At 65.3% G+C, this 23,653-nt stretch carries 32 protein-coding genes and 1 pseudogene; 10 read left to right on the forward strand and 23 right to left on the reverse strand.

What is annotated here, in order from left to right:
- The 9 genes from AAF184_16770 to AAF184_16810 form a co-directional block, all read left to right on the forward strand.
- Positions 1 to 277 (forward strand): SufD family Fe-S cluster assembly protein (locus AAF184_16770; GenBank protein MEO0423994.1); only part of this gene is annotated, 277 nt, incomplete at its 5' end.
- A gap of 72 nt (positions 278 to 349) precedes the next feature.
- Positions 350 to 1,105 carry a Fe-S cluster assembly ATPase SufC gene (gene sufC / locus AAF184_16775; GenBank protein ID MEO0423995.1) on the forward strand — a complete coding sequence of 252 codons (756 nt, stop codon included), beginning with the start codon at positions 350 to 352 and terminating at the stop codon, positions 1,103 to 1,105.
- A complete protein-coding gene (sufD, locus tag AAF184_16780; GenBank protein MEO0423996.1) occupies positions 1,102 to 2,442 on the forward strand; it encodes a Fe-S cluster assembly protein SufD in 1,341 nt (446 codons plus the stop codon). The genes sufC and sufD overlap by 4 nt, the downstream gene beginning before the upstream one ends.
- Positions 2,439 to 3,716, forward strand: a complete 1,278-nt coding sequence (locus AAF184_16785) for a cysteine desulfurase (GenBank protein MEO0423997.1) — start codon at positions 2,439 to 2,441, stop codon at positions 3,714 to 3,716. The genes sufD and AAF184_16785 overlap by 4 nt, the downstream gene beginning before the upstream one ends.
- Entirely contained in the window at positions 3,713 to 4,168 is a 456-nt protein-coding gene (gene sufU, locus AAF184_16790; protein ID MEO0423998.1) for a Fe-S cluster assembly sulfur transfer protein SufU, read from the forward strand. Before AAF184_16785 ends, sufU begins: the two co-directional genes overlap by 4 nt.
- A gap of 7 nt (positions 4,169 to 4,175) precedes the next feature.
- Complete coding sequence (sufT, locus tag AAF184_16795; protein ID MEO0423999.1) at positions 4,176 to 4,730, forward strand: putative Fe-S cluster assembly protein SufT; 555 nt, start codon at positions 4,176 to 4,178, stop codon at positions 4,728 to 4,730.
- A gap of 22 nt (positions 4,731 to 4,752) precedes the next feature.
- On the forward strand, positions 4,753 to 5,274 hold the full coding sequence (locus tag AAF184_16800; protein ID MEO0424000.1) for a histidine phosphatase family protein: 522 nt from the start codon (positions 4,753 to 4,755) through the stop codon (positions 5,272 to 5,274).
- Positions 5,275 to 5,343: 69 nt separating this feature from the next.
- The gene (gene tal / locus AAF184_16805; GenBank protein MEO0424001.1) at positions 5,344 to 6,315 is read left to right on the forward strand and encodes a transaldolase; all 972 of its coding nucleotides are present in this window, start codon (positions 5,344 to 5,346) and stop codon (positions 6,313 to 6,315) included.
- Positions 6,316 to 6,320: 5 nt separating this feature from the next.
- Complete coding sequence (locus tag AAF184_16810) at positions 6,321 to 6,926, forward strand: NAD(P)H-dependent oxidoreductase (GenBank protein ID MEO0424002.1); 606 nt, start codon at positions 6,321 to 6,323, stop codon at positions 6,924 to 6,926.
- On the opposite strand, the gene AAF184_16815 is transcribed toward AAF184_16810, so the two are convergent.
- The 5 genes from AAF184_16815 to AAF184_16835 form a co-directional block, all read right to left on the reverse strand.
- Positions 6,923 to 7,618 (reverse strand): aspartate/glutamate racemase family protein, encoded by a 696-nt coding sequence (locus tag AAF184_16815; protein ID MEO0424003.1) that lies wholly within the window; start codon positions 7,616 to 7,618, stop codon positions 6,923 to 6,925. The two genes, AAF184_16810 and AAF184_16815, sit on opposite strands and share 4 nt — an antisense overlap.
- Positions 7,619 to 7,633: 15 nt before the next feature.
- A complete protein-coding gene (locus AAF184_16820; protein MEO0424004.1) occupies positions 7,634 to 9,022 on the reverse strand; it encodes a SpoIID/LytB domain-containing protein in 1,389 nt (462 codons plus the stop codon).
- Complete coding sequence (locus AAF184_16825) at positions 9,015 to 10,118, reverse strand: glycoside hydrolase family 3 N-terminal domain-containing protein (protein MEO0424005.1); 1,104 nt, start codon at positions 10,116 to 10,118, stop codon at positions 9,015 to 9,017. Before AAF184_16825 ends, AAF184_16820 begins: the two co-directional genes overlap by 8 nt.
- A gap of 79 nt (positions 10,119 to 10,197) precedes the next feature.
- A complete protein-coding gene (locus AAF184_16830; protein MEO0424006.1) occupies positions 10,198 to 10,659 on the reverse strand; it encodes a metallophosphoesterase family protein in 462 nt (153 codons plus the stop codon).
- Entirely contained in the window at positions 10,659 to 11,111 is a 453-nt protein-coding gene (locus AAF184_16835) for an aldehyde-activating protein (GenBank protein ID MEO0424007.1), read from the reverse strand. The genes AAF184_16830 and AAF184_16835 overlap by 1 nt, the downstream gene beginning before the upstream one ends.
- Positions 11,112 to 11,265: 154 nt before the next feature.
- Between AAF184_16835 and AAF184_16840 the strand changes: the two genes are divergently transcribed.
- A complete protein-coding gene (locus AAF184_16840; protein ID MEO0424008.1) occupies positions 11,266 to 11,727 on the forward strand; it encodes a GyrI-like domain-containing protein in 462 nt (153 codons plus the stop codon).
- 16 nt (positions 11,728 to 11,743) lie between these two features.
- On the opposite strand, the gene AAF184_16845 is transcribed toward AAF184_16840, so the two are convergent.
- The 18 genes and pseudogenes from AAF184_16845 to AAF184_16930 form a co-directional block, all read right to left on the reverse strand.
- On the reverse strand, positions 11,744 to 12,214 hold the full coding sequence (locus tag AAF184_16845; GenBank protein ID MEO0424009.1) for a hypothetical protein: 471 nt from the start codon (positions 12,212 to 12,214) through the stop codon (positions 11,744 to 11,746).
- 74 nt (positions 12,215 to 12,288) lie between these two features.
- Entirely contained in the window at positions 12,289 to 12,747 is a 459-nt protein-coding gene (locus AAF184_16850; GenBank protein MEO0424010.1) for a M23 family metallopeptidase, read from the reverse strand.
- A 119-nt stretch (positions 12,748 to 12,866) separates the two neighbouring features.
- Positions 12,867 to 13,476, reverse strand: a pseudogene (locus AAF184_16855) (MarC family protein).
- Positions 13,473 to 13,919 (reverse strand): hypothetical protein, encoded by a 447-nt coding sequence (locus AAF184_16860; protein ID MEO0424011.1) that lies wholly within the window; start codon positions 13,917 to 13,919, stop codon positions 13,473 to 13,475. Before AAF184_16860 ends, AAF184_16855 begins: the two are co-directional and overlap by 4 nt.
- Positions 13,920 to 13,936: 17 nt before the next feature.
- Positions 13,937 to 14,158, reverse strand: a complete 222-nt coding sequence (locus AAF184_16865) for a hypothetical protein (GenBank protein ID MEO0424012.1) — start codon at positions 14,156 to 14,158, stop codon at positions 13,937 to 13,939.
- Positions 14,159 to 14,439: 281 nt separating this feature from the next.
- Positions 14,440 to 15,177: a class I SAM-dependent methyltransferase gene (locus tag AAF184_16870; GenBank protein ID MEO0424013.1), complete on the reverse strand. Its 738-nt coding sequence runs from the start codon at positions 15,175 to 15,177 to the stop codon at positions 14,440 to 14,442.
- The gene (locus AAF184_16875; GenBank protein ID MEO0424014.1) at positions 15,174 to 15,590 is read right to left on the reverse strand and encodes a GFA family protein; all 417 of its coding nucleotides are present in this window, start codon (positions 15,588 to 15,590) and stop codon (positions 15,174 to 15,176) included. Before AAF184_16875 ends, AAF184_16870 begins: the two co-directional genes overlap by 4 nt.
- Before the next feature lie 73 nt (positions 15,591 to 15,663).
- Complete coding sequence (locus AAF184_16880; GenBank protein ID MEO0424015.1) at positions 15,664 to 16,206, reverse strand: DUF998 domain-containing protein; 543 nt, start codon at positions 16,204 to 16,206, stop codon at positions 15,664 to 15,666.
- 76 nt (positions 16,207 to 16,282) lie between these two features.
- On the reverse strand, positions 16,283 to 16,747 hold the full coding sequence (locus AAF184_16885) for a hypothetical protein (GenBank protein ID MEO0424016.1): 465 nt from the start codon (positions 16,745 to 16,747) through the stop codon (positions 16,283 to 16,285).
- A gap of 238 nt (positions 16,748 to 16,985) precedes the next feature.
- Positions 16,986 to 17,444 (reverse strand): hypothetical protein, encoded by a 459-nt coding sequence (locus AAF184_16890; GenBank protein MEO0424017.1) that lies wholly within the window; start codon positions 17,442 to 17,444, stop codon positions 16,986 to 16,988.
- Positions 17,441 to 17,899: a hypothetical protein gene (locus tag AAF184_16895; GenBank protein MEO0424018.1), complete on the reverse strand. Its 459-nt coding sequence runs from the start codon at positions 17,897 to 17,899 to the stop codon at positions 17,441 to 17,443. The genes AAF184_16890 and AAF184_16895 overlap by 4 nt, the downstream gene beginning before the upstream one ends.
- 68 nt (positions 17,900 to 17,967) lie before the next feature.
- A complete protein-coding gene (locus AAF184_16900) occupies positions 17,968 to 18,459 on the reverse strand; it encodes a GNAT family N-acetyltransferase (protein ID MEO0424019.1) in 492 nt (163 codons plus the stop codon).
- 40 nt (positions 18,460 to 18,499) lie between these two features.
- Entirely contained in the window at positions 18,500 to 18,853 is a 354-nt protein-coding gene (locus AAF184_16905) for a hypothetical protein (protein ID MEO0424020.1), read from the reverse strand.
- 42 nt (positions 18,854 to 18,895) lie between these two features.
- A complete protein-coding gene (locus AAF184_16910) occupies positions 18,896 to 19,459 on the reverse strand; it encodes a 2OG-Fe(II) oxygenase (protein ID MEO0424021.1) in 564 nt (187 codons plus the stop codon).
- A 76-nt stretch (positions 19,460 to 19,535) separates the two neighbouring features.
- Positions 19,536 to 19,970: a hypothetical protein gene (locus tag AAF184_16915; protein MEO0424022.1), complete on the reverse strand. Its 435-nt coding sequence runs from the start codon at positions 19,968 to 19,970 to the stop codon at positions 19,536 to 19,538.
- Positions 19,971 to 22,229: 2,259 nt separating this feature from the next.
- Positions 22,230 to 22,727, reverse strand: coding sequence for a GrpB family protein (locus AAF184_16920; protein MEO0424023.1), 498 nt, complete (start codon positions 22,725 to 22,727; stop codon positions 22,230 to 22,232).
- A gap of 20 nt (positions 22,728 to 22,747) precedes the next feature.
- Entirely contained in the window at positions 22,748 to 23,098 is a 351-nt protein-coding gene (locus tag AAF184_16925; GenBank protein ID MEO0424024.1) for a hypothetical protein, read from the reverse strand.
- A 76-nt stretch (positions 23,099 to 23,174) separates the two neighbouring features.
- On the reverse strand, positions 23,175 to 23,653 hold a 479-nt coding region (locus AAF184_16930; GenBank protein ID MEO0424025.1), incomplete at its 5' end, for a hypothetical protein.

The following is a 23,653-nucleotide window of genomic DNA, read 5'->3' on the forward strand; positions in this document are numbered from 1 at the left end:
GTGCGACTCGATGCTGATCGGTGATCGTTGCGGCGCCCACACCTTCCCCTACATCGACGTCCAGAACCCGACAGCCCGCATGGAGCACGAGGCCAGTACCTCGAAGATCGGCGAGGATCAGATCTTTTACTGCAACCAGCGCGGACTGGAGACGCAGGACGCGGTGAACATGATCGTGAACGGCTTCTGCAAGGAAGTGTTCAAGGAACTGCCGATGGAGTTCGCGGTGGAGGCTCAGCGCCTGCTCAATGTGAGCCTCGAAGGCGCGGTCGGCTAAGCGCCACGCTCACCCACTGACAAGACATGATCGCGCGGCACGGGCCGCGCCTGAAGGAACCAGGAAGACAACATGCTCAGCATTCGTGATCTGCGCGCCAACGTGCAGGACAAGGAAATTCTGAAGGGCCTCTCGCTGGAGATCGGCGCGGGCGATGTCCACGCCATCATGGGTCCCAACGGCTCCGGTAAGAGCACCCTCGCCCACCTCCTCGCCGGCCGCAACGGCTACGAAGTCACCGGTGGCAGCGTCGACTTCGACGGCACGGCCCTGCTCGAGCTCGATCCCGAAGAACGCGCTCGCGAAGGGCTCTTCCTCGCCTTCCAGTACCCGGTGGAGATCCCGGGCGTGAACAACGTCTACCTGCTGAAAGCCGCCCTCAACGCCCAGCGCAAGCACCGCGGCCTGCCGGAGCTCGACGCCTATGAATTCCTCTCACTGGTGCGCGAGAAGATGCAGCTGATGCAGATGGACGAGAGCTTCCTCCAGCGCGGCGTCAACGAGGGCTTCTCGGGCGGTGAGAAGAAGCGCAACGAGATCCTGCAGATGGCCGTGCTGGCGCCGAAGCTGGCGGTGCTCGACGAGACCGACTCGGGCCTCGACATCGACGCCCTGCGCGTGGTCGCCAACGGCGTCAACTCCCTGCGCGGCGAAGACCGCTCGATACTTCTGGTCACCCACTACCAGCGCCTGCTCGACTACATCGAGCCGGACTACGTACACGTGCTCGCCGGCGGGCGCATCATCAAGTCCGGCGACAAGAGCCTCGCCCGCGAACTCGAAGCGCGCGGCTACGACTGGGTGCTCGAGGAGGCCAACGCAGCATGACCACGGCCCTCGCCGATACGATCGCGCGCTACACGGAGGCGCACGAGCAGATGCAGCGCGTCCTCGCCGGCAGCGAGGCGATCAAGGCGCTGCGTACGCGTGCCATCGAGGCCTTTACGGCCCAGGGCTTCCCGACCCCACGCCACGAGGACTGGAAGTACACCAACCTCGCGCGCATCGAGCGCGAGGCCTTCCAGGCCGCCGCCGCCGTGCCCAGCGTGGACGGCGACGCACTGCCCGCCCTGTCCTTCGCGGACGGCGAGGCGCTGCGTTTGGTGTTCGTCAACGGTCGCTACGCACCGTCGCTCAGCGACGCGGCAGACGCGGCGCTGGCGGGCGTTCACGTGGCGAGCCTGGCCCACGCCGTGGATCAGGAAGACGAGCGCCTGGATGGCCTCGGCACGGTCGCCAGCCTCGAGAGCAACGGCCTCGTCGCACTCAACACCGCGTTCCTGAAGGATGGCGCCCTGGTTACGTTGGACGCGGACGTGACCCTCGAGAAGCCGCTCTACCTGGTGTTCCTCAGCGTCGAACAAGCCGCGGCCGCCCTGATCCAACCGCGCGTGTATCTCGTCGCCGGCCGCCACGCGCGGGCCCGTGTCGTCGAGCACCACGCCACCCTCAGTGAGCCTACCAACTTCACTAACATGGTGGAGGAGCTGCGCCTCGACGACGGCGCCCGTATCGATCACTACCTCCTGCAGGATGGCGCCCCCACCGGCTCGATCGTGCACTCGATGAACGCCACCCTGGGCCGCGACGCCAACTTCACCAGCCATCACCTGCAGGCCGGCTCGCGCCTGGCGCGCCAGGACATCCACGTGAAACTCGCGGCACCCGGCTCGAGCACCGTGCTGAACGGTGTTTTCCTGCCGAGCGGCGAGCAACACCTCGACACGCACACGCGCGTGGATCACCTGGAGCCGCACACGCGCAGCGACGAGGACTACCGCGGGGTGCTCGACGGGCGCAGCCGCGGGGTGTTCAACGGCAAGGTGGTTGTGCACAAGGATGCCCAGGGCATCGAGGCTCACCAGTCCAGCCGCAATTTGCTGCTGAGCGAACGGGCCGAGATCGACACCAAACCGGAACTCGAAATCTACGCCGACGATGTGGTTTGCAGCCATGGCGCCACCGTCGGCCAGCTCGACGAACAGGCCGTGTTCTACCTGCGCTCGCGCGGCCTCGACGAGCAACGCGCCCGTCAGTTGCTGACCTACGCCTTCGCCCGTGACCTCATCGAGCGCATCGACCTGGCGCCCGTGCGCGAGGCGGCCACCCGTGCCGTGCTCGCCCGCTTGGGCGATAGCGCTCACCTGCTAGAGGAATTGTCATGACCGTCGCTAGCCGCCCTCACCCGCTCCCCGACGTGGACGTGGTGGATGCGCCTCCCCTCGACCTCGACGTGAGCGTGGTGCGCCAACAGTTCCCGATCCTCGATCAGGAGGTGAACGGGCGCTCGCTGGTGTACCTCGACAACGCCGCCTCGGCGCAACGCCCCCAATCGGTGATCGACGCCGTGCGGCACTACGATGAGCGCGACCACGCCAACGTCCACCGCGGCGTGCACACGCTCAGCCAGCGCGCCACCGATGCCTTCGAACACGCGCGCGAGCGCGTTCGCGCATTCCTCAACGCCCGCGAGGCGCGCGAGGTGATCTTCACCCGCGGCACCACCGAGGCAATCAACCTCGTCGCCAACAGCTACGGCGTACGCCTGCAGGCCGGCGATGAAATCCTCGTCACGCACATGGAGCACCACTCCAACATCGTGCCCTGGCAGCTCCTCGCCGAGCGCACCGGCGCTGTGCTGCGCCCGGTGCCCATCAGCCAGGCCGGCGAGCTCGACATGGACGCCTACCGCGAGATGCTCGGCCCCAAGACCCGCATCGTCGCCATGATCCACGTCTCCAACGCCATCGGCACGGTCAACCCGGTGAAGGAAATCGTCAGGCTCGCCCGCGAGGCGGGGGCGATGACCCTGATCGACGGCGCCCAGGCCGTGCCCCACCTGCGGGTGGATGTGCAGGACATCGACTGCGACTTCTACGCCTTCTCCGGCCACAAGATGTACGGCCCCACGGGCATCGGCGCCCTCTACGGTCGCGCGGAGCTCCTGGAGGAGATGCCGCCCTGGCAGGGCGGCGGTGAGATGATCCTCGAGGTGCGCTTCGACGGCACCCGCTACGCGCCCCTGCCGGCCAAGTTCGAAGCCGGCACACCGAACATCTCCGGCGCGGTCGGCCTCGGCGCCGCCGTGGACTTCATCGAGTCCCTCACTCCGGAGGCCATCGGCGCCTGGGAACATGAGCTGCTCGAGTACGCCACAGACCTACTCGGCGATGTCGATGGCGCGCGCGTGATCGGCACCGCGGCGGAGAAGGCCGGCGCCCTGAGCTTCGCCCTCGAGGGGATACACCCGCACGACATCGGCACCATCCTCGACAGCGAGGGCGTCGCCGTGCGCACGGGACACCACTGCGCTCAACCTGTGATGGACTTCTTCAGGGTGCCCGCCACCGCTCGCGCGTCCTTCGCCAGCTACAACACCCACGAGGACGTGGACCGCCTCATCGACGCCCTCCGCGTGGCACAGAAGGTGTTCGGCTGATGGAGCTCGCAGACCTCTACAAGGACTTGATCATCGATCACAACAAGAGCCCGCGGAACTTCGGGCGCTTGGATCCGGCATCGCACGCGGCCGACGGCTTCAACCCCCTGTGCGGCGACAAGCTCACCGTGTACCTGAACGTGGGCGACGACGGTCGCATCGACGACGTACGCTTCGAAGGGGCGGGCTGCGCCATCTCCATCGCCTCCGCATCGCTCATGACCGAGCACCTGAAGGGCCGCACCCTGGAGGAAGCTCAGCAGGTCTTCGACTCGATGCACGCCCTGCTCACGGACGCGGACGCCGACGTCGATCAGACGGCCCTCGGCAAGCTCGCCGCCCTGTCCGGCGTGCGCGCTTATCCGTCCCGCGTGAAGTGCGCCACGCTCTGCTGGCACACCGTCAACTCAGCCCTCGCTGCCGATGGACCGGCTTCGGTAACCACGGAGTAGAGCCAAGATGTTTGGTAACCAGAGTGAACCCGTTGTCATCAGTCGCGACGTCGAAGCCATCGTGATCCCGAGCGGCGAGGAGACCACCCTGCCCGAAGATGCGATGGGCTACATCACCCAGGCCCTCGGCGGCAGCTTCACCGTCTACCTGGACGGCCACCTGTTCCGCATCGCCGGCCACGACGCCGACGCCCTCGGCAAGGAGCCGACGCCCCGCCCCGAGCTGCCCGATGGAGCGACCAACGAGGACGTGGAGAAGCTCGCCTGGGATCAGATGCGCACGTGCTTCGACCCAGAAATCCCGGTCAACGTGGTCGATCTCGGCCTGATCTACGATTGCAACTTCGATCACGGCGACGGCACCGCCCGCCGCGTCGACGTAGTGATGACGCTGACGGCGCCGGGCTGTGGCATGGGGGACGTGATCGTCGCCGACGTGCGCGAGAAGCTACTGCTCATCCCCACGCTTGACGACGTGCGCGTGGAGCTCACCTTCGAGCCCGCTTGGGACCAAAACCGGATGAGCGAGGCAGCGCGCCTGCAAACGGGCATGATGTACTGATGCCATCACGTGCCCCGTCACCATGAACGATGAGCGCCCGCCCCGGCGCCTGCTCATCGTGCGCCACGCCCAGGCGGCGCGCGAGCCCCCCGGGGGCGGACCTGACAAGGCACGCCCCCTCAGCGATCACGGTGAACACGAGGCACGCCTCGCCGGTGGACGTCTGCAGGCGCGTGGCATCGTGCCGGATCTGATCTTGGCCTCGCCCGCCGTCCGCGCCGCCAGCACCGCGCGCATCATCGCCGAGCGCTTGCGCTACGACCCCGACACCATCCAGCTCGAGCTCGCGATCTACAATGCCTCCCGCACCACGCTGCTGGAGCTCCTGAGCGATACGGACGACGCGATCTCCGTGGTCGCCATCGTCGGCCACAACCCGGGCCTGAGCGAGCTGGCCAGCAGCCTCAGCGTCGAGCCCGTGGCCGGCCTGCCGACCTGCGGCATCGTCGGCCTCGCCCTGCCGCAGCTGCAGGACTGGGCATCCCTGCGGCCGAACACGGCGAAGGTGGCATTCACCGACTTCGGCCGCACGATCCCCACCTAGGCGCGGTCGGCGCAGGCTCACGAGACCTGACACTTGAGATAACAACAACAGGACCACAGCAGGAAGCCCATGGAAGCCCAGAGCAACGCCCTATTGCCGCAGCTGCGTGCGATGACCACGGTGGTCGCCGACACCGGCGACATCGACAGCATTCGCCAATGGCGCCCCGTCGACGCCACCACCAACCCGTCGCTGATCCTCGCCGCCGCCCAGCAGCCCGAGTACCGCCCGCTGATCGAGCAGGCCGTGGCGACGGCGCCGACGGAGCTCACGGGCCGTGCCCGCATCGACGCCATCGCCGAGCAGGTGGCCGTGAACTTCGGCCACGCCATCCTCGAGCTGATCCCGGGCCGCGTCTCCACCGAGGTGGACGCACGCCTGTCCTTCGACGCGGGCGCGAGCGTGGCCAAGGCCCGCCGGCTCATCAAGCGCTACGAAGACCTCGGCGTCGATCGCGAGCGGATCCTGATCAAACTCGCCTCCACCTGGGAGGGCATCGATGCCGCGCGTGCCCTGGAGCAGGAAGGCATCCACTGCAACATGACCTTGCTGTTCTGCCTCGGTCAGGCGGTGGCGTGCGCTCAGGCCGGCGCTACCCTGATCTCCCCCTTCGTGGGTCGCATCCTCGATTGGTACAAGCAGCACACGGGGCAGACGTCCTACGCGCCCGAGGAAGATCCCGGCGTGCGCTCCGTGACGGCCATCTACAACTACTACAAGCACTACGGCCTGCGCACCCAGGTGATGGGCGCCAGCTTCCGCAACGCCGAGGAGATCACCGAACTCGCCGGCTGTGACCTACTCACGATCGCGCCGAAGCTCCTCGACGAGCTGCAGCAACGCGAAGGTGAGTTGCCGCGCAAGCTGAGCGAGGATCAGGCCCGCGATCTGCAGATTCCCTCCCTCGGCGAAGTCTCCGAATCGGTGTTCCGTTGGCACCTCAACGAGGATGCGATGGCGACGGAGAAGCTCGCCGATGGGATTCGTCGCTTCGCCGTCGACCAGCGCAAGCTCGAAGCTCTGCTCGAGCAGTGGCGCTAGGACCGATGAGTCGGCACCAGCTCCTACGAATCGACGCGAGCAGCCGCCGCGACACCTCCGTATCGCGCGCCCTGGCCGACCGTCTTATCGCACGCCTCGCTGCCGATACAGCGGTCACCGAGCGGGATCTCGCGGATCCCATCCTGCCCTTCGTCGACGCGGACTGGATCGCGGCCAACGTCACCGCCGCCGAGGAGCGCACGGACGCTCACCGCGAGGCGCTGGCCCTGTCGGAATCTCTCATCGGTGAATGGGAGCAGGCCGACGCGGTGGTGATCGCATGCCCGATCTACAACTTCGGCGTGCCGGCGGCCATGAAGGCCTACATCGACCTCATCTGTCGCGCCCGACGCACCTTCCGCTACTCGCCGGACGGTCCCATCGGCCTACTGGCGGATCGTCCCACCTACCTGGTGATGGCCTCCGGCGGCACCCGCCTCGGCAGCCCCATCGATTTCGCCAGCGGCTACCTGCGCCACGTGCTGTCGTTCATCGGCATCACGGATGTGCACGTGATCGCGGCCGATGGGCAGTCCAGCGATCCGCAGGCGCGTCATCGCGCGGAAGCCGCGATCGACGACCTCACCTTACCCGTGCGTAAGGTTCCCTAGGGCGCCAACGCCCAGGTCACCGCGGCCTCGGCGTGCACGGCGGTGGTGTCGTAGAGAGGCGCTTGCGTGTGCTGCTCCCCCACCAACATGCCGATCTCCGTGCAGCCCTCGACGATCGCCTCCGCGCCGGCGGCCATCAGGCCATCGATGATCTCCAGCATCCGCGCCCGCGACGCCTCGCTGATCGTGCCCAGGCACAGCTCCTCGTAGATGATGCGATGGACCTCCTCCCGCTCGGCGAGGTCCGGCACCAGCATGTCGATGCCGTAGCGCTCGGTGAAGCGGTCGCGGTAGAAGGGCTGCTCCATGGTGAAGCGCGTGCCCAACAGGCCGAGCCGCTGGTGGCCCCGATCGCGGGCCTGGGCTGCAGTGGCGTCCACCACGTGCAGGAGGGGGATGTCGATCGCCGCCTCCACCGCCGGCGCCACCTTGTGCATGGTGTTGGTGCAGATCAACAGGCCGTCCGCGCCCGCCGCTTGCACTTGCACGGCAGCCCGCGCGAGTAGCTCGCCCGCTTCGTCCCAGCGGTTCTGGTGTTGCAGGGTCTCGACGTCTTGGAAGTCCACACTCACCAGCGCCACCCGGGCAGAGTGCAGCCCGCCGAGGCGGCGCTTGATCGATTGGTTGATCAACTGGTAGTAGAGCGTGGTGCTCTCCCAGCTCATGCCACCCAACAGGCCGATGGTCTTCATTCGGTACAACTCCGATCAGGCGTAGGCCGACGCCAGCATGGCGTGCGGATAGTAGTGCTTCAGGATGTCGTGGCAGGCGTAGCCGCGGTAGGCCATCACCGCCGCACCCACCTGGCACAGGCCGACGCCATGCCCCCACCCGGCCCCGCGCAGCACCAGGGTCTGCGGGCGCTCTCGCGAGCCCTCCACGTCGACCACGAAGGCCGAGCTGTACAGATGGGAAGGCGACAGGGCCCGGCGGATCTCCAACTCTTTGCCCACCGTCAGACTCGCCCGCTCGCCCACCAGGCGCACGCGCTGCAGCCGGCCGGAGGCGCCGCGGGCCAAGGGTTCGATCGCCGTCACGGCGCCTAGGTCGTGGCCTAGCTTGCGGTGCACCAGCTCGCCAGCTTCCTCGGGCGTCAAGCGTTCGGTCCAGCGGTAGAAGTGGCGTGTGCGCTGATCGCGCGGCGGCAGGACCAGCGCCAGCACCTGCTCGTCCTCGCAGTTGCAGAAGGCAGGCGTATCGTCCTCGAGGAAGGCGCAAAACCCCGCCTCAGTGCTGAGGTCGTGGGCAACCCTCGGGACATCGTCGGGCTGGTCATCCACCGGCATCAGGTAAGGCACCTGCTCATCGCCCCACGCCACGCGCGCGTCCTCCGAGCGGCCGCCGCAACACTTGGAATACACCGTCTCGCACACCTGGTTCTCGTGCATCAGCACGCGACCGCGCGTGGCGACGATCGCCTCCTCGGCTTCCGGGTTGGCGATGCGCAAGTTGCCGTGATAGCGCTGGCAGTGATCCTCCGCACAGACATCGAAGTCCGCGTGCTTGATGCTGTCGTACCAGCGCATCACCGTGGACGCGTCTTCCTCGCCCACCGTGGCGCCCGCCTCCACGGCCGCTTGAATCTCCGCCGCCGACAGGCGCCCCTTCGCCGCCCGCCGCGCCAACAACCAGCTGCGCGACACCACGGCGTGGGCTTCCAGCAAGGCGCGCGGTGAACTCGACGACATCTCCGAACAGATGACCGACGTGAGGTAACGCTCCAACGGCACCCGGTTCACCGCCGTGACGCCGGTGCCCGCGCTGGCAGGCACGAGCTGCAGTTCAGCAGGAAATGCCTGCTCCTCGAGCTCTGCCCAGTGAAAGCCCTTACCGATCTCTGTGGTTAGGCGAAACACCGCATCGGGGTGGCTTGGACTCAGGGCGAACGTGCGGGCCTCCCGGGAGATCCCGTCGGGCCCGGTCAGGCGCAGGCCACTGCCTTGCCGCACCACGCTGTAGTCACCCGCATCGAGGCGCTCGTTCGCCGTGTCCGGCGGCACCAACGCGTAGGGATGGCTCAGGGAAAAGCGGATCTCCGTCTCGTCGTCCAGCAGACCCACGGCGATCGTCGGCTCCTCGCCGATACGCTCACTCACCCGTAAACTCCTCCACGTCGATCGTGTGGGCCTGGGGTATCGCTGCCACGAGCGCCTGCTGTTGTTGCAGGGTATCCGGTGGCAACAGTGTCGGCTGCCCGTGCTGCAGGCGATCGAGCCAACGGGTCACGCGCGTTCGTCCCGCGGCCAGGCGGGCGGCGGCCGCGGCGTCTTGGGTCACCAGACGGTCGATGGCGTCGCGCCAGCAAAGTGCACGATCGTAGTGATGGTTGAAGATGACCATATCGGCGGGCGCCGCGAGGGTGCGGGCGGCGAGCACCTCGAGCGAGTAGCGATCGGCCACCGCCTTCATGTCGAAGTCATCGGCGATCACCACCCCTTCGTAGGCGAGCGTCTCCCTTAGGAAGGCCCCGCAGAACGCCTCGGACAGCGACGCAGGCCATTCGCTGTCGATCGCCGGGAAGAGGATGTGCGCGCTCATGATGGCGCCCAGGTCTGCCTCCGCCATGGCCGCCTGGAAGGGCCGCACGTCCGTCGACCGTAAGGCATCCAGGGGATCGTCCAGGGTGGGCAGGGCGAAGTGCGAATCCAGTAGGGTGCGGCCGTGGCCGGGGTAGTGCTTGCCCACGGCAGCGACGCCCTGAGCCTGCACGGCGCGGATGTACGGCAACGCGAAGCGAATCACCTCGTCGGCGTCCACGCCGAAGGCCCGGGGGCCGATCACCTCGTTCTGCGGATTGGCGAACACGTCCAGGCAAGGCCCGAACACCACGTTGAACCCTAAGGACCGCAAGGCGACGCCGATCGCCTCTCCTACCTCGTGGGCACGCTCTCGCCAGTTCAGGGAGTAGGGAAAGTGAGCGATCGGCGGCGGCACGCGATGCACGCGCCCGCCTTCGTGATCGAGGGCCCAGATCAGCCGTTCACGCCCCGTCGCCTCGGAGATCGCCTCGCGCAGGCGACTGAATGCCTCCAGCCACACGGGGTAGGGTTCATCGTGCAGAAAGGCCTCGCGGCCGAAGTGCACGCCACCGGGGCGCAGGGCCTGCAGGACGTCACGGGTCGACTCGCTGAGCTCAGGCTCGTCGATACGCAGGATGAGGTGAAAGCCGGGGTCCGCTGCTGAGGGCGTCATCGCTCGCTTCGTGGTGCTGATCGCCGGGCCGTCCCGACCGCCTCATGCTACCACTCGCGACCGCCGCGCACGGTCGTGGTCAGGACACCAGGTCGACGTGGTGAGCGGTGATGTCGCCGTCGGCGAGTTCGAGGATCGACAGGCAGATCGGCAGGCGAAAGCGGCGGGGGCCGGCGCTGCCAGGATTGAGGTAGAGCACCTCGTCGCGCCACTCCTCGCGCGGCTGATGCGAGTGGCCACTGATGACCACCTGGAAGCCGCCGGCCGCTGGGTCGAGATCCAGCTCAGCAAGATCGTGCAGGAGGTAGAAGAACACCCCCTCCACCTCGAAGGCATCGGTCGACGGCACGGCGTCTGCCCACGGCGACTTGTCCACGTTGCCGCGCACGGCGCGCAACGGCGCGATGGCGGCGAGGGCCTCGAGCACCTCGGGCTTACCGATATCGCCCGCGTGCACGATCAGGTCGACGCCCTCCAACGCCTCCACTGCCTCGGGTCGCAGCACACCGTGGGTGTCCGAAATCACGCCGATGCGTGTCATCAGGACGCGCCTGCCGCCGGGGTCGTTTCGGTGACCTCCGCGCGCCCCCACAGGGTTCCCCAGCGTGATCGCTTGGTGGAAGCGTCCAGCAGCTTCGGCGAGACGGCCTGGGCCTCGGCGAGCAGGTGCTGATCGTCCAGTCGTCGTGCATTCACCGCGCCGCGCCAGCCATCATCGAACGGCGCCACCACGGCGAGGAGCTCCCCGCAGTGCGCGCACGAGAGAAACTCCGCCTGCCCTGACCCTTGGCGCTCGCGATGCCAACCGCCGGTGCTGTCGAGGGTGATCTGCGCGTCGCGCGCCGACAGGTAAGCGACGCCGCGGGCCGTGCAGAAGTCACAGTCGCACGCGCGCGGGGTGTGCTCCCCCAGCGGACTGGGAAGCGCCAGGCGCACCGTGCAGCGACCGCATGCGCAGGCACCCCGGGACACGTCGAGCGTCAGCTCAGTCATACGCCACCTAACATATCCGTTTCCATCCATCGCTCCTCTTACCCGCGCGCGGGCCTGTGGGGTATGGTGAGCGTCCAAGGCCTCGGTCCCGTCGTCGCCGTCGTTGCGGTGCGGTAGGCCACCGCCTCGTGCCCCGCAGGAATGGAGAACGGTCATGGATATCGAGCGCAGGACCCTACCAGAGCAACACTACCTCTACGTACACCGCGAGTGCGAGTACGGCCCGCAAATCGGCGAGGCCATGGGCTCCGCCTTCGGCGAGGTGTACAGCTTCAACGCCGAACACGGCATCAAGCCCCTTTCGATGCCCATGACGGTCTACATGGAGATGGACCCCAGCATCCTGCGCTTTCGCGGTGGGTGCCTGGTCACGCCCGAGGATGCCGCGAAGGCGACCGGCAACATCAAGGCCGCCACCCTGCCCGCCGGCGATGTCATGGCGACCACCCACGTGGGCCCCTACGAACGCATGAACGAGACCCACAAGGCGCTCTGGAGCCACATGGAGGCGGAGGGGATCCCCTGCGCGATGCCGATCTGGGAGATCTACGTGGACGACCCTGAGCGCACGGACCCGTCTGCCGTGCGCACGGAGATCTACCGCACGGTGGGCTGACCCGGCGCGCTCTCCCCTACTGGGAGATCTCGTAGGCGACGACCAACTCCGGGCCGCCATCGGTCTGCGTGAGCGACAGGGTCACGCGCTCGCGTCCAGGCACGAGATCGAAGCTGACGGCCTGCGGTGCGCTCGCGACGCTCGCCGCCAAGGCACCGGCCAACTCGCCTACGCCCACCGGCACCACTTCCCGTAGGCGCTCGAGTCGCGCTACGGCCAGGTGCCCCAGTGGCCCGTCAGGCTCGGCGTCCAGTTGGAAGGCGTAGGTGATCGTGGCCGGCGCGCACCCGGACTGGGAGATGAGCACCCGCTCCCCGGTGCGTAGCCACACGCGCTCCGCCACCGTGTAGGGCACCGGTCGGGCCAGCTGGTACTGGCGCACCACCTCCAGCGTCGTGTTCACCACCGGATGGGGTGGCTCGAAGACACACGGTACCTCCTCCGCCGAGGCGCGGTGGGGCGAGCCCAGCAGGAGCAGCTGTGTCACGAGCGCAGCTGATATTGCGAAGGCTCTAAGCATAGGCATGAGGCTAGCATGCACGCCGCGCACGGAGAGGTCCGTCACTCCCCGATGACCGCACCGGGATCGAGATAGAAGGCGCGCTTCCAGCCTTGGGGCTGCGCCCGAATGCGCCAAGGATAGGGCACGAGGCTCAGAACGCTGTAGTGCAGATGCGGGGCCTTGCCTAGCGCGTTGCCACTATCGCCCACGGTGCCGAGCGCCGCGCCCAAGGCCAGAACGCGACCGACACTCACGGAGACGCTCTCCAGATGCGCGAAGTAGTGCAAGCGCCATCGAGGCCCTAGCATCAGCACCACGCGGCCACCGTTACCGAACACTCCCGTGAACACGACGACACCGTGGGTGGTGGCCAGCACGGGCGTATCCTGCGCTGCGAAGATGTCGATCCCCTTGTGTACACCGGACGCACCCCACGGGGTGTACCAGAAGCTGTCGACGTTCCAATCGCGTGCAGTGGCGCCCTGCACGGGAATGATCACAGGTTGCGGCAGCAGCATGCCGATGACGCCGATGCCAAGCAACGCCAGCAGTAGCCACCGAATCGCTCGCCTACCGCGTGATGGTGGGACCGTGGCGGACGGGCCGTGCGTTGCGGGAGAGTTCGACACCGCTGGATCTACACCGCGAAGTAGGCCTTGATGCCGGCGAGCGCGTTGGTGGTGGCGACCGCTGCCAGAATCAACCCCATGACGCGGCTGATGACACTCGCGCCCGCGTCCCCGATCACCCGATGGATCGCGCTTGCGATGAGCATCAGGATCAGGGCGATCCCCACCACCACGAGCATGGGTAGCGGCCACTTGCGCTTGCTCCCAAACCCCCAGCCTACCGTTCTCCGTCAGCAATACGGCCGCCAGCATGGCGCCCGGCCCAGCAATGGATGGCACGGCAAGCGGGAAGATCGCGGTCTCCGTTTGCGCCTCCGCCAACCGCGCCTCCTCCTCGGGCTTGCTCTCGCCGAAAATCATCGAGAGAGCAAAGAGGAAAAGGACGATTCCACCTGCAATCTGGAAGGCCGACAGCGGCACGGCCATCGCCGTGAGGATCGGCTCACCGGCAATCACGAAGAACAGCAACACCCCTGCTCCTACGGCACTCGCGATCAACGCGATCCTCGACTTCTGTCCAGCCGAATAGCCGCGGGTGGCCGCGATAAAAACGGGCACTGTGCCGATAGGATCGATCACGGCGAAGAACACGATAAATGTCGAAGCGAAATCGATCATGGCTCACGCAAGACCTGGATGTTGAGTTCGCGGCGGATGGTGCCCAGGGGCACGTCGAGGTAGGCATCGTAGTCTGACCAGGGCCAGCGACGATGCATGCGGCGCGAGCGACGCCAAACGGTGGGCACCGACCCCAACACGCTCGCCAGTTGGCGCAGCACGTGGCGCAGGCTGTATTGGCGGAACAGGCTGAACGCATTGCCCTCCGTGTAGCCGCGCAGATGGCCGCGCAAGCCGAGCGTCGTGCCCCAGATGGTAAACAGCTTCACTCGACCCTCGCCGGTGAGCGTCGTGTCGCAGGCGAACACCACGTGCGCCACATCGTGGTGGCGAAAGAAGGCGCTCGCCTCCGCCGATTGCTCGCGCTCCGCCACGTGCTTCGCGTTCAGTTCGCGGAACCTCGAGAGGCCCTCACGCAGGGTGAGCGTTGGATCGTCCTGCACCTCGACGCCCGTCTTACTCAGTCCTCGCCCAGGCGGCGAACACGCGTGAACCCTGGGCGAGCACTCTCATGCAGCAGATCGTCCAGGCTCTGGAGCAACTCGGATTCGGGGGTATCCACCGGCACCACGACGTCGTGCGCCCGGCGGCGCTTGCCTTCCGTGCTCTTATCGAAGACCACCCACGCGTCGTTGCGTCGCTCCACGGTCAACACTCGTCCGAACGCATCGAAAGTTGGCAAAGCGAATCACCTCCATGGGTGGGTACAGAATACACCAGGGACCTGCCCGGGACCGCCGCGCAGAGTGCGCAGCCCTGTCCGCTACTGCTCGTTGATGGCCTGCTCGATGAACGCAATGATCTCGGCCACCGACAGGTCGAAGACACCACGCTTGTTCCGCATCGAACGCCACACGCTGCAGATGCCTCGCCGTCTTCCCGACGCGGCTGCAAGCTTCACTTCCCTGGCCCTGCGGAGCTGGCAGGCATGGCTGCCCTATCGCGCACCGGCTCACGAGGCGATCACGTCGCGCCCGACACCACCAACCGATAGCCGATGTCCAGGTCCCCAAGCTCCGCCAGCCCACCGTTTCTACTCGCCCAGCGCCCATCGGCCAAGTCCCGTCGCAGTTGACCGAGCCCCTCCGTGGCATCGATACGGTCGAAGGTGGAAATCGCCGATCGCGCACCGTCATCCAGGTACGCCGTAGGGCGGCGCCAATACGCGCCCAGGAACCCGTCGGTGCAGTCCGCGGGGATCATGACGGGTAGCACCTGCGCTGCCCCCAGGGCGGCTTCGAACACCTCGAGCGGCGGGAAGATCTCCCGGTCGATCTCGATGATCCGCGGAAAGTAGTCGTTGACCAACCAGAAGCCCGGGTGCTCGGGATCCCACGTCAGCACCGCCACGGGCCCGCGGGTGACGCGGCGCATCTCGGCCAGCCCCGCGCGAGGGTCGTGCCAGTGGTGGACGGTCAACACGGCCAGCGACGCATCGAACGCCTGAGACGCGAACGGTAGCGCCTCAGCGCGCGCACGGATCGCTGGCCCGCGCGTGCGGTTGCGTAGCATCTCAAGAGAGGCGTCCACCGCCACAACATCGCGATCCCGGCGCTCGTAGGACCCTGTCCCAGCGCCCACGTTCAGCACCCTACCGTGGTGTCTAAGGGCGTTGTGCAGCATCCCAGCGATGCGTAGATCCGGCTGGCGGTAGTCCGCGTAGGACCGGGCGACGTTGTCGTAGTACTTGTTGCTCTTCATGCCTGCTCCGGATCAGCGCCAAAGGCGCACGGATGCTGCTGCCCTGCATCGGCGATCACGTCCCACGGCGCCCGGGAGCCCACCCATATGTGATGCGCAACCTCTAACCCGTCAGCGCCCTCCGTGATTGCGCCAGCCGGCACGAACATGCGCTCGGGGTCGTTCATGCCCGGCACCGCCGATCCGCAGTGAGGACAGAAATTCGACTCCCAATCATGGCCCGGTTTTCGCCACCGGCGCACTTCGTCGGCGCCCGCGAGCCATCGAAACTGCTCGTTCGCGACGACGATCACCGCCATGCCGTTGCTCCCTGAGAAGCGCCGGCAGATCGAGCAGTGGCACACGTACACCTGCGACACCCCGCCGCTCACCTCAAACTCCACCGCCCCACAGTTGCAACCGCCCGTGATCATGGTGATCTCATTCCGTGCCGGAACTCCTGATCCATTGCTTCGCCGTTTCTTCGCACGATTGGTCCTCAGCGGGCTATGGCGACCAAGCCAGCACCACCAGCCCTACGAATAGTGCTAGCTCCGCAACTCGCTGCAACAACCCGCGATAGGCGGTTAGCAGCGAAATCCCGGTAGCACCCACGGCCACCGCCCCGGCAAGCCAGGCGAACACGGTTTGCCCAAGACCTGATGCGGCGTCCGAGAGGGTGAACAGCCCGACGGCACCCCCAACATACTGAACCGCTCCAAACGCATTGTGCGCCGTGTTCCGCCACGTTCCGGATAACGGCGCCCCCACATCGCAGGGAAAGAGCGCCGCGCCCACATAGCCGAAGCCGATGCCAGACATCATCCACAGCGCCTCCACGGGGAGCTCACGGTTGGCTTCGGCGAGGCTCCACAGAAGCCACCAAGCGGCCACGCCCAGCGCTGCGAAGTAGGCGTTGGTCAGCGTCCCTATAGGTGACCCGATCTCGCCGAGCTCACTGATACTGTGATGGAGCGCGGAGTACCCTGGCTTTCCACGCGCCAGCCACGCCGGCGTGCCTACGGAAGCGACCAGCAACGCGATCGCCACTATCCGCTCGGCCATCAGCCCCTTGTACTCAGGGATTCCATTCAGATGTCAGCACCGATCCGCTACTCGCCGATCGTCACTCCTCATCCAACACACTCTTGGCGCACTGGTAACTCGCCGCGAACTGGGAGGCCGTATCGCTGGCGCCGTCTCGCGACGGTGCGGAGTTGCACCACGCCAGCTGGCGTTCCATCGACTTCATCGAGCGCACCGCACCCCGCTCGCAACGCAGCTGCGTGTGCGCCGCCACCACCCCGAGCGTCAGCGACTCTCCCACCTGCGAGAAGTCTTCCTTGATCCCGGGGATGAAGTCATCGAAGCCTTGGCCGGTGAAGCTCTCCTCGAAGTACTGCAGCGTGAGGCGCATCGTCTCTTCATCGCTGAGTTCTTCCTCTTGCGAGAACATCACCGTCATTAGCTTGCCCATGGACTCGAGGAACGCGTTGGAGATGGCAAGTCCCAGGCCGTCGCAGTCATCCGCATGGGCGGCAGGAGCGATCGATGCGAGCAACAAAAGAGCGATACGGAGAGCGCGAGACATGGGTCATACTTGAGTGGAAATTCCAGGTTGAAGGATACACGGACCAGGGGGTTTGACACATGACGGACACGCGTCGCTCATCTGCGTTGCCAGGTGTTGTGGAGCGAACGGTGTTGATCGCTGCGGCCTACCGCGGTGTAGGGTCGTCGGGTGCACCCACTGCGACGGCAGCCTCAGAACATGTTCAACACGCAAGCGCCACCTAACCTCCCTGCACCACCAACCCCGCGCACCCGCATCATGGTCTGACGGCCACCTTTGACACCGCGACGGCGAGTTCCAGGGACACCGCGTCCTCCGACCAGGACACGCGCGTGGGCGCTCCTAGGGCCACCGTGAACGCCGGGTAAGCGACTCTCTCGCGGAGATCACCGGAGGTCGGGCGGTCGAACACCGAGACCTGCACGGAGGCTTGACCATCTCCAGCGTCGGAAACGCGAAGGTGGATGACGGTGCGCTGCAACTCCAACGGGATGAAACTGCCGTCGCGAACGCTGTCCTGATGTCTGATCGAGTGGGTGTCGCCATCGATCTTCATCACCAGATCATAGTGGCAGCGAAACACAGTAGGTTCGGGCTCCGCTATTGCCACCCGCGCCGCGGCCACTGCAAGAATCGACAGCATCAGGGGCATCAGCGCGCGCCGCAGCGTCGCAGATGCTGATGCCACGTTGAATGATCTCAGTTCACGCATCACCTGGTTCGACCCGCACGTAACTCACCCCACTGGGTGATCACCCCGAGAAGATACAGCGTCCCCGGCACCAGACACACGAGTGAGCTGACGAGCCAAAACAGGGGCGAGTTCTCGGCGGCTATCGGATGCTCGGGCAGAAAGAGCAGCACCAATCCCGCAACGCCCCTGAGCAGGTAGACGCCCCCGATCAACACTAAGGCGAACGGCAGCAGGGGAAGCCTCGGGATCGCTCGCGCCCCCGAGAGGCCGTAGAGCCCCCAGACGAGCAGCACGCTGGCGATCGCGGAGGTCACCATCGTCGGATAGGTGCTCCCCGACTCCGTCAGCCTTGCCATGCCCTCCCCGGCGCCGAAGAACCGGTACCAGTCCGCTCCACCGAAGATGATCGCTATGTGCAGTAGCGCTGCGACGATGCTGAAGCCACCGCCAGCGCCCAGCAAGTACCGGCTACCCATGGATCATCTACCTCCGGCGAGGAAACACGACCGAACGACTCCGAGACGGCATCGAGCGTATGAATTCATTACGCGTCTGTCCCTCGCTGCATGATGAGCACTTCACCCGCGCTACTCTCGTGCGACGTGATGGGCACCCACCCGAGTTTCCTGTAGAACCCACCATCCAAGCGGCTCGTCTGCAGGTAGAGCTGGGCAAGGCCGAGACCACTGGCAACGGCGACCGTGTGACTGACCAGCGTCGACGCGATTCTCCTACCTCTGCGATCAGATCGAACGTACACGCCGCCGAGCCAGGGCGTAAGCGCCGGGAATGCGTCTTGGAGCTCATGGTGCTTCAACTGGCAGACGCCCCACAGCTCCTTGCCCTCGAGGGCGAGCACGGCCAGGGGAATCGACGGCGTGTCGAGGCAGTAGTCGGAGAGCGCCTCGAGGACCGTCTCCCGAGAGCTTCCGCCGGCGCCCTTGCCCCACTCTTGAAAGTACCACTCGGCGATACTGGTGGCGTGCTCGGGGGCGTGGTGTAGAAACTCGAATTCCATCAGGCGTTCGTCGCTCATCGAGGCTGAAGTGGTTGTGAGGCGGGCGCCAACACATCGACTAGGTCTTCCTAGGGCGATCATCCTCGCTTTCCTGTGTGTTCCGGTCGGCGCCCAGCCGATCCACCACGTAGCCAGGCACCGGCCGCTCGATCAGGTCTCCCTTCAGCTCCCGATCCACCGAGCGTGCTCGGCGGAGAAAGCTGCTGATGCTCTGGGTGTAGGGATGGTCGGCGCTCGACTGCGCAACGCCATCGATGTGAAAACGCACCACCAGCCACACGGCCAGGGCCATCAGGCACAGCACATCGAGCACGGGCAGCCATCCGGCGCGCCAGACGCTTTCGCTGTGCAGATCGGTGAAGGCCATGGACACCGCCCCGACGGCGAGTATCGCGACCAGAATCCGTGTCATGCCGAGCGCCCCCTTCGTATCGGTCTAGGTCAGGCTAGCGCATCAGGGACGGTGGTCCGGTGCCAGGCGACACATCACGTCGCTGCGCAACACATACTTACGTCCACGCATCACCTGCTCTCCCTTGTGCCGCCGCTGATGCTCAAAGAACAGTGCAAGCCCCGTCTCGGGCAACACCTCGAAGCCCTCGAACAAGGTCTCGCCGCCGCCGAACCCACTGTTGAGGTACACCATGAACGTCCACATGCTGGCCTCGGTGGCTGAGCGTTCGAAGGAACCATCGTAGTGCCAGTCAAAGTACTCGCCCGACTCGTAGCGGTAGAACCGAAGGCGTTCGTTGAGTCCAGCGGGTCGCCAGCGTCCCGGCCCGGGAGGCACATGCGCTTTGGAGAGGCACCACAGCTGCTCCGCGTGGTCGGCGCTGTCCAAGTTCGCTCGGGTGTTGTTGCGGATATCCGGCCGGAACAGGGCTCCCCCGGGGAGGGACAACGACGCTTCCTCGAAACCGATCTGCTCAGCGAGCTCGATGTACTCCCGGCACGTCTGCGGGCGTAGCAGATTCCTGACGATGAACACCCCCTCGGCGAGTTCAATCCGCTGCCCCACTAGCTCGGCTCCCAGGGTGACCACCCTACGCCGGACGCGCACCCGCCTAGCATCGTTATCAGCATGTCGACCACAACTACTGACCGCCTGCCCAGCACACATACCGCCGGCTGGTTTGGGCCGCGGACACGACGGCGAGAGCACCCGACACGAAGTCTCGCACCACGTCCCTCGTCGCTGCCAGCCATACTTCGGGGCCCATACTGCCATCGGCCTCGACCTGGTAGCCGGAGAACTCCCGCCAAGACGTCGCCTGGCTCGCCACGCGCACCAACAGCCGCCCTAGCGCCAGCTCCATCGCCTCGAGCTCATCTGGGCCGTACCACTCATCGTCTGATGTGGTCACCCCCTTGTCGCTCTGCGGCAGCAACACATCCAACATCCGGACGACGTACAGCGCGTCTCCGCGGGATCTCAGGTACACCACCTCACCGATGGCCTGATGATCCGGCTCGCCGTTACGAGTTTGGAACACGGCGAGCATGAACCCCGTCAACGTGTTGCAGCCCACTGGTCGCTCCTCCTACGTTCGCCCCTCTCGCCGAGATCTGTAAGGCGATGACACCATGGTAGCGCCCCTGACATCGCTGCACTCAATCGGTGTCAGCGCGGTCCATCGGATCGCCTGATCCAGACCCGGGTGTGGTCGAATAGCTCACCGCAATACCCGCGTAGGAGCTCAGGGCCTTCGACCGACGCCCAGCGGCCCCGGACACATGCAACGACGCGTCCCGTCTTCTTGGATTCGCAGTAGTGCTGGTGTCATCAGGTAAGGTCGGTCGGTGGCCCGTCAGGGTGCTTCCACCACTCCGTCGTGCCGGCCGTATCTTCTCGGAGGCGACTCACAAAGTCCCGAACGCTCGCAGCCACCGTTTCACAAGTATTCTGTTGATGATGCCGGTATAGCACCTGCCCGCCGCAGTAGCGAAGGAAGAAGTTGCCGTCCACATCAGCACCGATCAGGCTCGCTCCCTTGCCGCGCCACCAAGGAGCCACGAGTGGCGGACTCCAGGGCATCAGGCAAACGACATGAATCTCGCGGCCCTCGTGATCGAAGATAGGCCTGAATGCCAGTGTCTTGAGCGCTCGCTCTATGTGCGGGTTGGCGTAGTCCATCGCGACAGTGTTGCAGGCACGGTGCACCTGCTCAACTAGTCGTTCGAAACGTGGGCCCTGGGGGTGGGGCTACCTGGAACAGTTCGCGGGTGCCGTGACGATCTCTCGGCAAACCCCTCGGATACCACTAACGGCTCCTATCGGCCTGCCCAGAGCACCTCGAACTCTTCAGGCTGCATCTCGCGTGCGCCTGTGAAATCCTCCAGCATCATCCCGCTATCGAGCCAGAACCCATAGTCGTCCTCACTTGGACCGCGAACGACCGGTGAACCCCGTGCATCTAGTCCGATTTCGCGTTCGGGCCTGCCCTCTTGGAATTCGATTGCCCAAGCGGCGACGAGGTGCAACTTAGTGTCGTAACCGGGGTTCGCTCTGGGCACGAGTCTGCTCATGAGGCGTTCAAGGAAACCGGGTCTCCACTCAGCGAACCCAGCTCCTTCAGTCACCAGCAGGTATCGCCACGCCACTCCGTGACCCCTCGCGGAATGAGGAACCCACTCCTAGCGAGCACAGTCGCGTCCTGAGCTCGTCTCGCGTGTTCGGTTGGGCAACATCGCCTCAATGCCAGCTAATCGTGAAACGATATCGCGGACTCGACGCCGGGAGTCCTTCCGGACCGCTGTGAGTAACGTCGCCATTGCTAGCCACGACACACTGAATTGAATCTCGAAACAGAACCGTCCGTGGCGGCCCACCGGGCCACGTCATGGCCTCGTAGGCCAGGAGCCGTTGGTACTCCGCGTCCGTATACGGCCGTTCGGGTGACCCAACGTCCTCCGGCAGGCCGAGAGCCGTTTGCGCAGCTCGTAGTGCACGCGGCTCCATCGTCACTACATAGCGCGCTTGTACCCAGGCCAGAAATGCTGTCGTGATCCGCTCTTCGCTTTCCTGCGGATTTACCATCTCGAGGATTCTATGCTCGAGTTCGCACCGCTGACCAAGCCAGTACTCCACCACGGCATGCCCAATCACACGCTGCTCGTCTCGCCCCTCGGCATCGCCCGCAACTGCCACGGCAACCGCCATCAGTGCCATCGTTGCACTCACGCAAGCACTCTGGGGAAGATTACCAGCGTCAGGGTGATCACAAAAAGCACCTGCGCCAGCACCATCCAGACAAACGCCAATCGCCCTACCCGGCTACCCTCCCGACCCACTCCGATCACGCGAGCAATCCCCAGAACCGGGGTCGAAAAGAGTACCCATGCAAGTGCCACAGCACCTACTGCAGCCCACTCAGCCAGCCAAGCACTCTGTCGCTCACGCTTACGAGCTTCATCGTCGAACATCCAGTTCCCAAGATCCTCTGCGGCCCCGCTCCCGCCCGCTGCTCCATCTTCGCCGAAAGACCAGAGATCGAACGCACCGTGTTCTCCGGGGGACGCGTACTGATAGGGGTGCCCCCATGGTTCTATCGGGTTCCGGTGCAGCAATAGAAACGGGGGCGACGGAGGCCCCAAATCCATGCGTGGGGCAACAAGCAGTGCATCCAAGCCCTCTTCCGAAGTCGGGTACCGTCGATGGTGGAGTCGATAGAGCTCAAGCGCTGTGGTCAGCGCAATCATATCTGACCTGACCTTGAGCTCACTCCCACTTGCCGCAGCCAACGAGGCCGTCGCAGCCAAGAGAATCACAGAAGCCACCCAGATGCGTATCACGAGGCGTCCCCAACATCCCTGAGCACTCTGCGAATGAACGGCTCCTTACCCGCGAGGTACTCAGCGATGCCATGGGAATTCGTCGCTTCCAGGGCGTACTTGAGCTGCTGATACTCCAAACGCACTTCGGGATCCTTGATCAGAATCTCGAGGAACTGCTTCATCTCCTCCGCAGTCGCATGCCCCGTCAAACAGACGTGCACCTTATGCGTCCTGACCCCACCTACATCCTTCTTGTAGAACTGATGCCCCGGCGACAGGTCCTTGCCGCGCCGATAACCCAGTTCGCCCAAGCCCCTCGCGTAGTCCCGCTCCTCCTTGACCTCGACGAGCACGTCAATTTCAGGTTTCGCGGCAAGCCCCAACACAACGGTACTGCCTACATGCTGGAGCAATACGAGATTGCTACCGAACAGCGGGCCAATGCGGCTGGCTTCCGCCTCGTACCACGATCGCCACCTCGAGTCGTGTTCCGTGATCTTGCTCGTGAGCACTGCGTATCCGCGTGCGGACGCTATTCCCCGCCTTTGATGTGGGCGATGACCTCGATCTCACCAACGATATGGTCGTTGAGGTCCTCGAGATCCTCAGCGGGAATCCACCATTCCGTGTGAATCTCGCCACCTACCTGCTGGATCTCGTAGCGGCTCATGAACTGCGCGTCCACTTCGAACTTGGTGACGAACCCCTCTCCGCTGTCCTTGAGGTTCCAGCGCTCGCTGATCTGCCGGGCGTACTCCTCGTTGGTAACCGGGTAGAAGATCGGTTGCTCAGGAAGCCTGGGCGGCCAGCGTTTGAAACCGGACTCGCGAACCAGCTTCAGCTCGTTGGGTCCGGTCGGGCGATACAGCGTAATCGTCTTCATCAGGGTCGCTCGTTCGTGGGGTCACACCCTCACCAAGTGTGGGTAGAGTGCAGTAGAGCGAACACGATCCGGAAATTCAACCGCATACCCTGGCGGCGCCACGAGCCGAACGCATGCGCCAAGCGGCAACCGCCGCCATTGGCAGGCCGACCAGCCAGATCACCGCTAACCATCGCCATAGGGCCCACCCGCACGTCGACAGTGGCCAATAGAAGTATGGCTCTGCGCAGTCTGCGTTCTCGGCGAACTCCTTCCAGTTCGGTAATCCGTCTTGCAGCGCCAGGTGCCGGGTGACCCGTTGGTAGCCCCAAGCGTGACCGGTCTGCGCTTCGAAGCGGACACAAACATAGCCCCGATGAAGGCCAAACCCCAAGATCCGATCGATCCGATAGGTTTCCGCACCGTCGAACTCCATGCCTGCCAGATCGACCACAGGATGACTGACCGCCTGCCCCTCACTGAGCAGACGAGAGCCGTGGTCGTTCCAGATCTCATGCCCCCGGTTGTGACTGGGAATGTGTACGACGTTGTTCGGTAGCAATCCGAACGGATGGA

The organism is Pseudomonadota bacterium, from assembly GCA_039815145.1.
Classification (GTDB): domain Bacteria; phylum Pseudomonadota; class Gammaproteobacteria; order Steroidobacterales; family JBCBZW01; genus JBCBZW01.

Excerpts from the sequence above, each read along its gene's own strand:
- sufC (MEO0423995.1), top strand. The coding sequence starts at position 350 with ATGCTCAGCATTCGTGATCTGCGCGCCAACGTGCAGGACAAGGAAATT.
- sufD (MEO0423996.1), top strand. The coding sequence starts at position 1,102 with ATGACCACGGCCCTCGCCGATACGATCGCGCGCTACACGGAGGCGCAC.
- AAF184_16785 (MEO0423997.1), top strand. The coding sequence starts at position 2,439 with ATGACCGTCGCTAGCCGCCCTCACCCGCTCCCCGACGTGGACGTGGTG.
- sufT (MEO0423999.1), top strand. The coding sequence starts at position 4,176 with ATGTTTGGTAACCAGAGTGAACCCGTTGTCATCAGTCGCGACGTCGAA.
- AAF184_16800 (MEO0424000.1), top strand. The coding sequence starts at position 4,753 with ATGAACGATGAGCGCCCGCCCCGGCGCCTGCTCATCGTGCGCCACGCC.
- tal (MEO0424001.1), top strand. The coding sequence starts at position 5,344 with ATGGAAGCCCAGAGCAACGCCCTATTGCCGCAGCTGCGTGCGATGACC.
- AAF184_16810 (MEO0424002.1), top strand. The coding sequence starts at position 6,321 with ATGAGTCGGCACCAGCTCCTACGAATCGACGCGAGCAGCCGCCGCGAC.
- AAF184_16815 (MEO0424003.1), bottom strand. The coding sequence starts at position 7,618 with ATGAAGACCATCGGCCTGTTGGGTGGCATGAGCTGGGAGAGCACCACG.
- AAF184_16825 (MEO0424005.1), bottom strand. The coding sequence starts at position 10,118 with ATGACGCCCTCAGCAGCGGACCCCGGCTTTCACCTCATCCTGCGTATC.
- AAF184_16830 (MEO0424006.1), bottom strand. The coding sequence starts at position 10,659 with ATGACACGCATCGGCGTGATTTCGGACACCCACGGTGTGCTGCGACCC.
- AAF184_16835 (MEO0424007.1), bottom strand. The coding sequence starts at position 11,111 with ATGACTGAGCTGACGCTCGACGTGTCCCGGGGTGCCTGCGCATGCGGT.
- AAF184_16840 (MEO0424008.1), top strand. The coding sequence starts at position 11,266 with ATGGATATCGAGCGCAGGACCCTACCAGAGCAACACTACCTCTACGTA.
- AAF184_16850 (MEO0424010.1), bottom strand. The coding sequence starts at position 12,747 with ATGCTGCTGCCGCAACCTGTGATCATTCCCGTGCAGGGCGCCACTGCA.
- AAF184_16870 (MEO0424013.1), bottom strand. The coding sequence starts at position 15,177 with ATGAAGAGCAACAAGTACTACGACAACGTCGCCCGGTCCTACGCGGAC.
- AAF184_16875 (MEO0424014.1), bottom strand. The coding sequence starts at position 15,590 with ATGATCACGGGCGGTTGCAACTGTGGGGCGGTGGAGTTTGAGGTGAGC.
- AAF184_16885 (MEO0424016.1), bottom strand. The coding sequence starts at position 16,747 with ATGTCTCGCGCTCTCCGTATCGCTCTTTTGTTGCTCGCATCGATCGCT.
- AAF184_16895 (MEO0424018.1), bottom strand. The coding sequence starts at position 17,899 with ATGGGTAGCCGGTACTTGCTGGGCGCTGGCGGTGGCTTCAGCATCGTC.
- AAF184_16900 (MEO0424019.1), bottom strand. The coding sequence starts at position 18,459 with ATGAGCGACGAACGCCTGATGGAATTCGAGTTTCTACACCACGCCCCC.
- AAF184_16905 (MEO0424020.1), bottom strand. The coding sequence starts at position 18,853 with ATGACACGGATTCTGGTCGCGATACTCGCCGTCGGGGCGGTGTCCATG.
- AAF184_16925 (MEO0424024.1), bottom strand. The coding sequence starts at position 23,098 with ATGAAGACGATTACGCTGTATCGCCCGACCGGACCCAACGAGCTGAAG.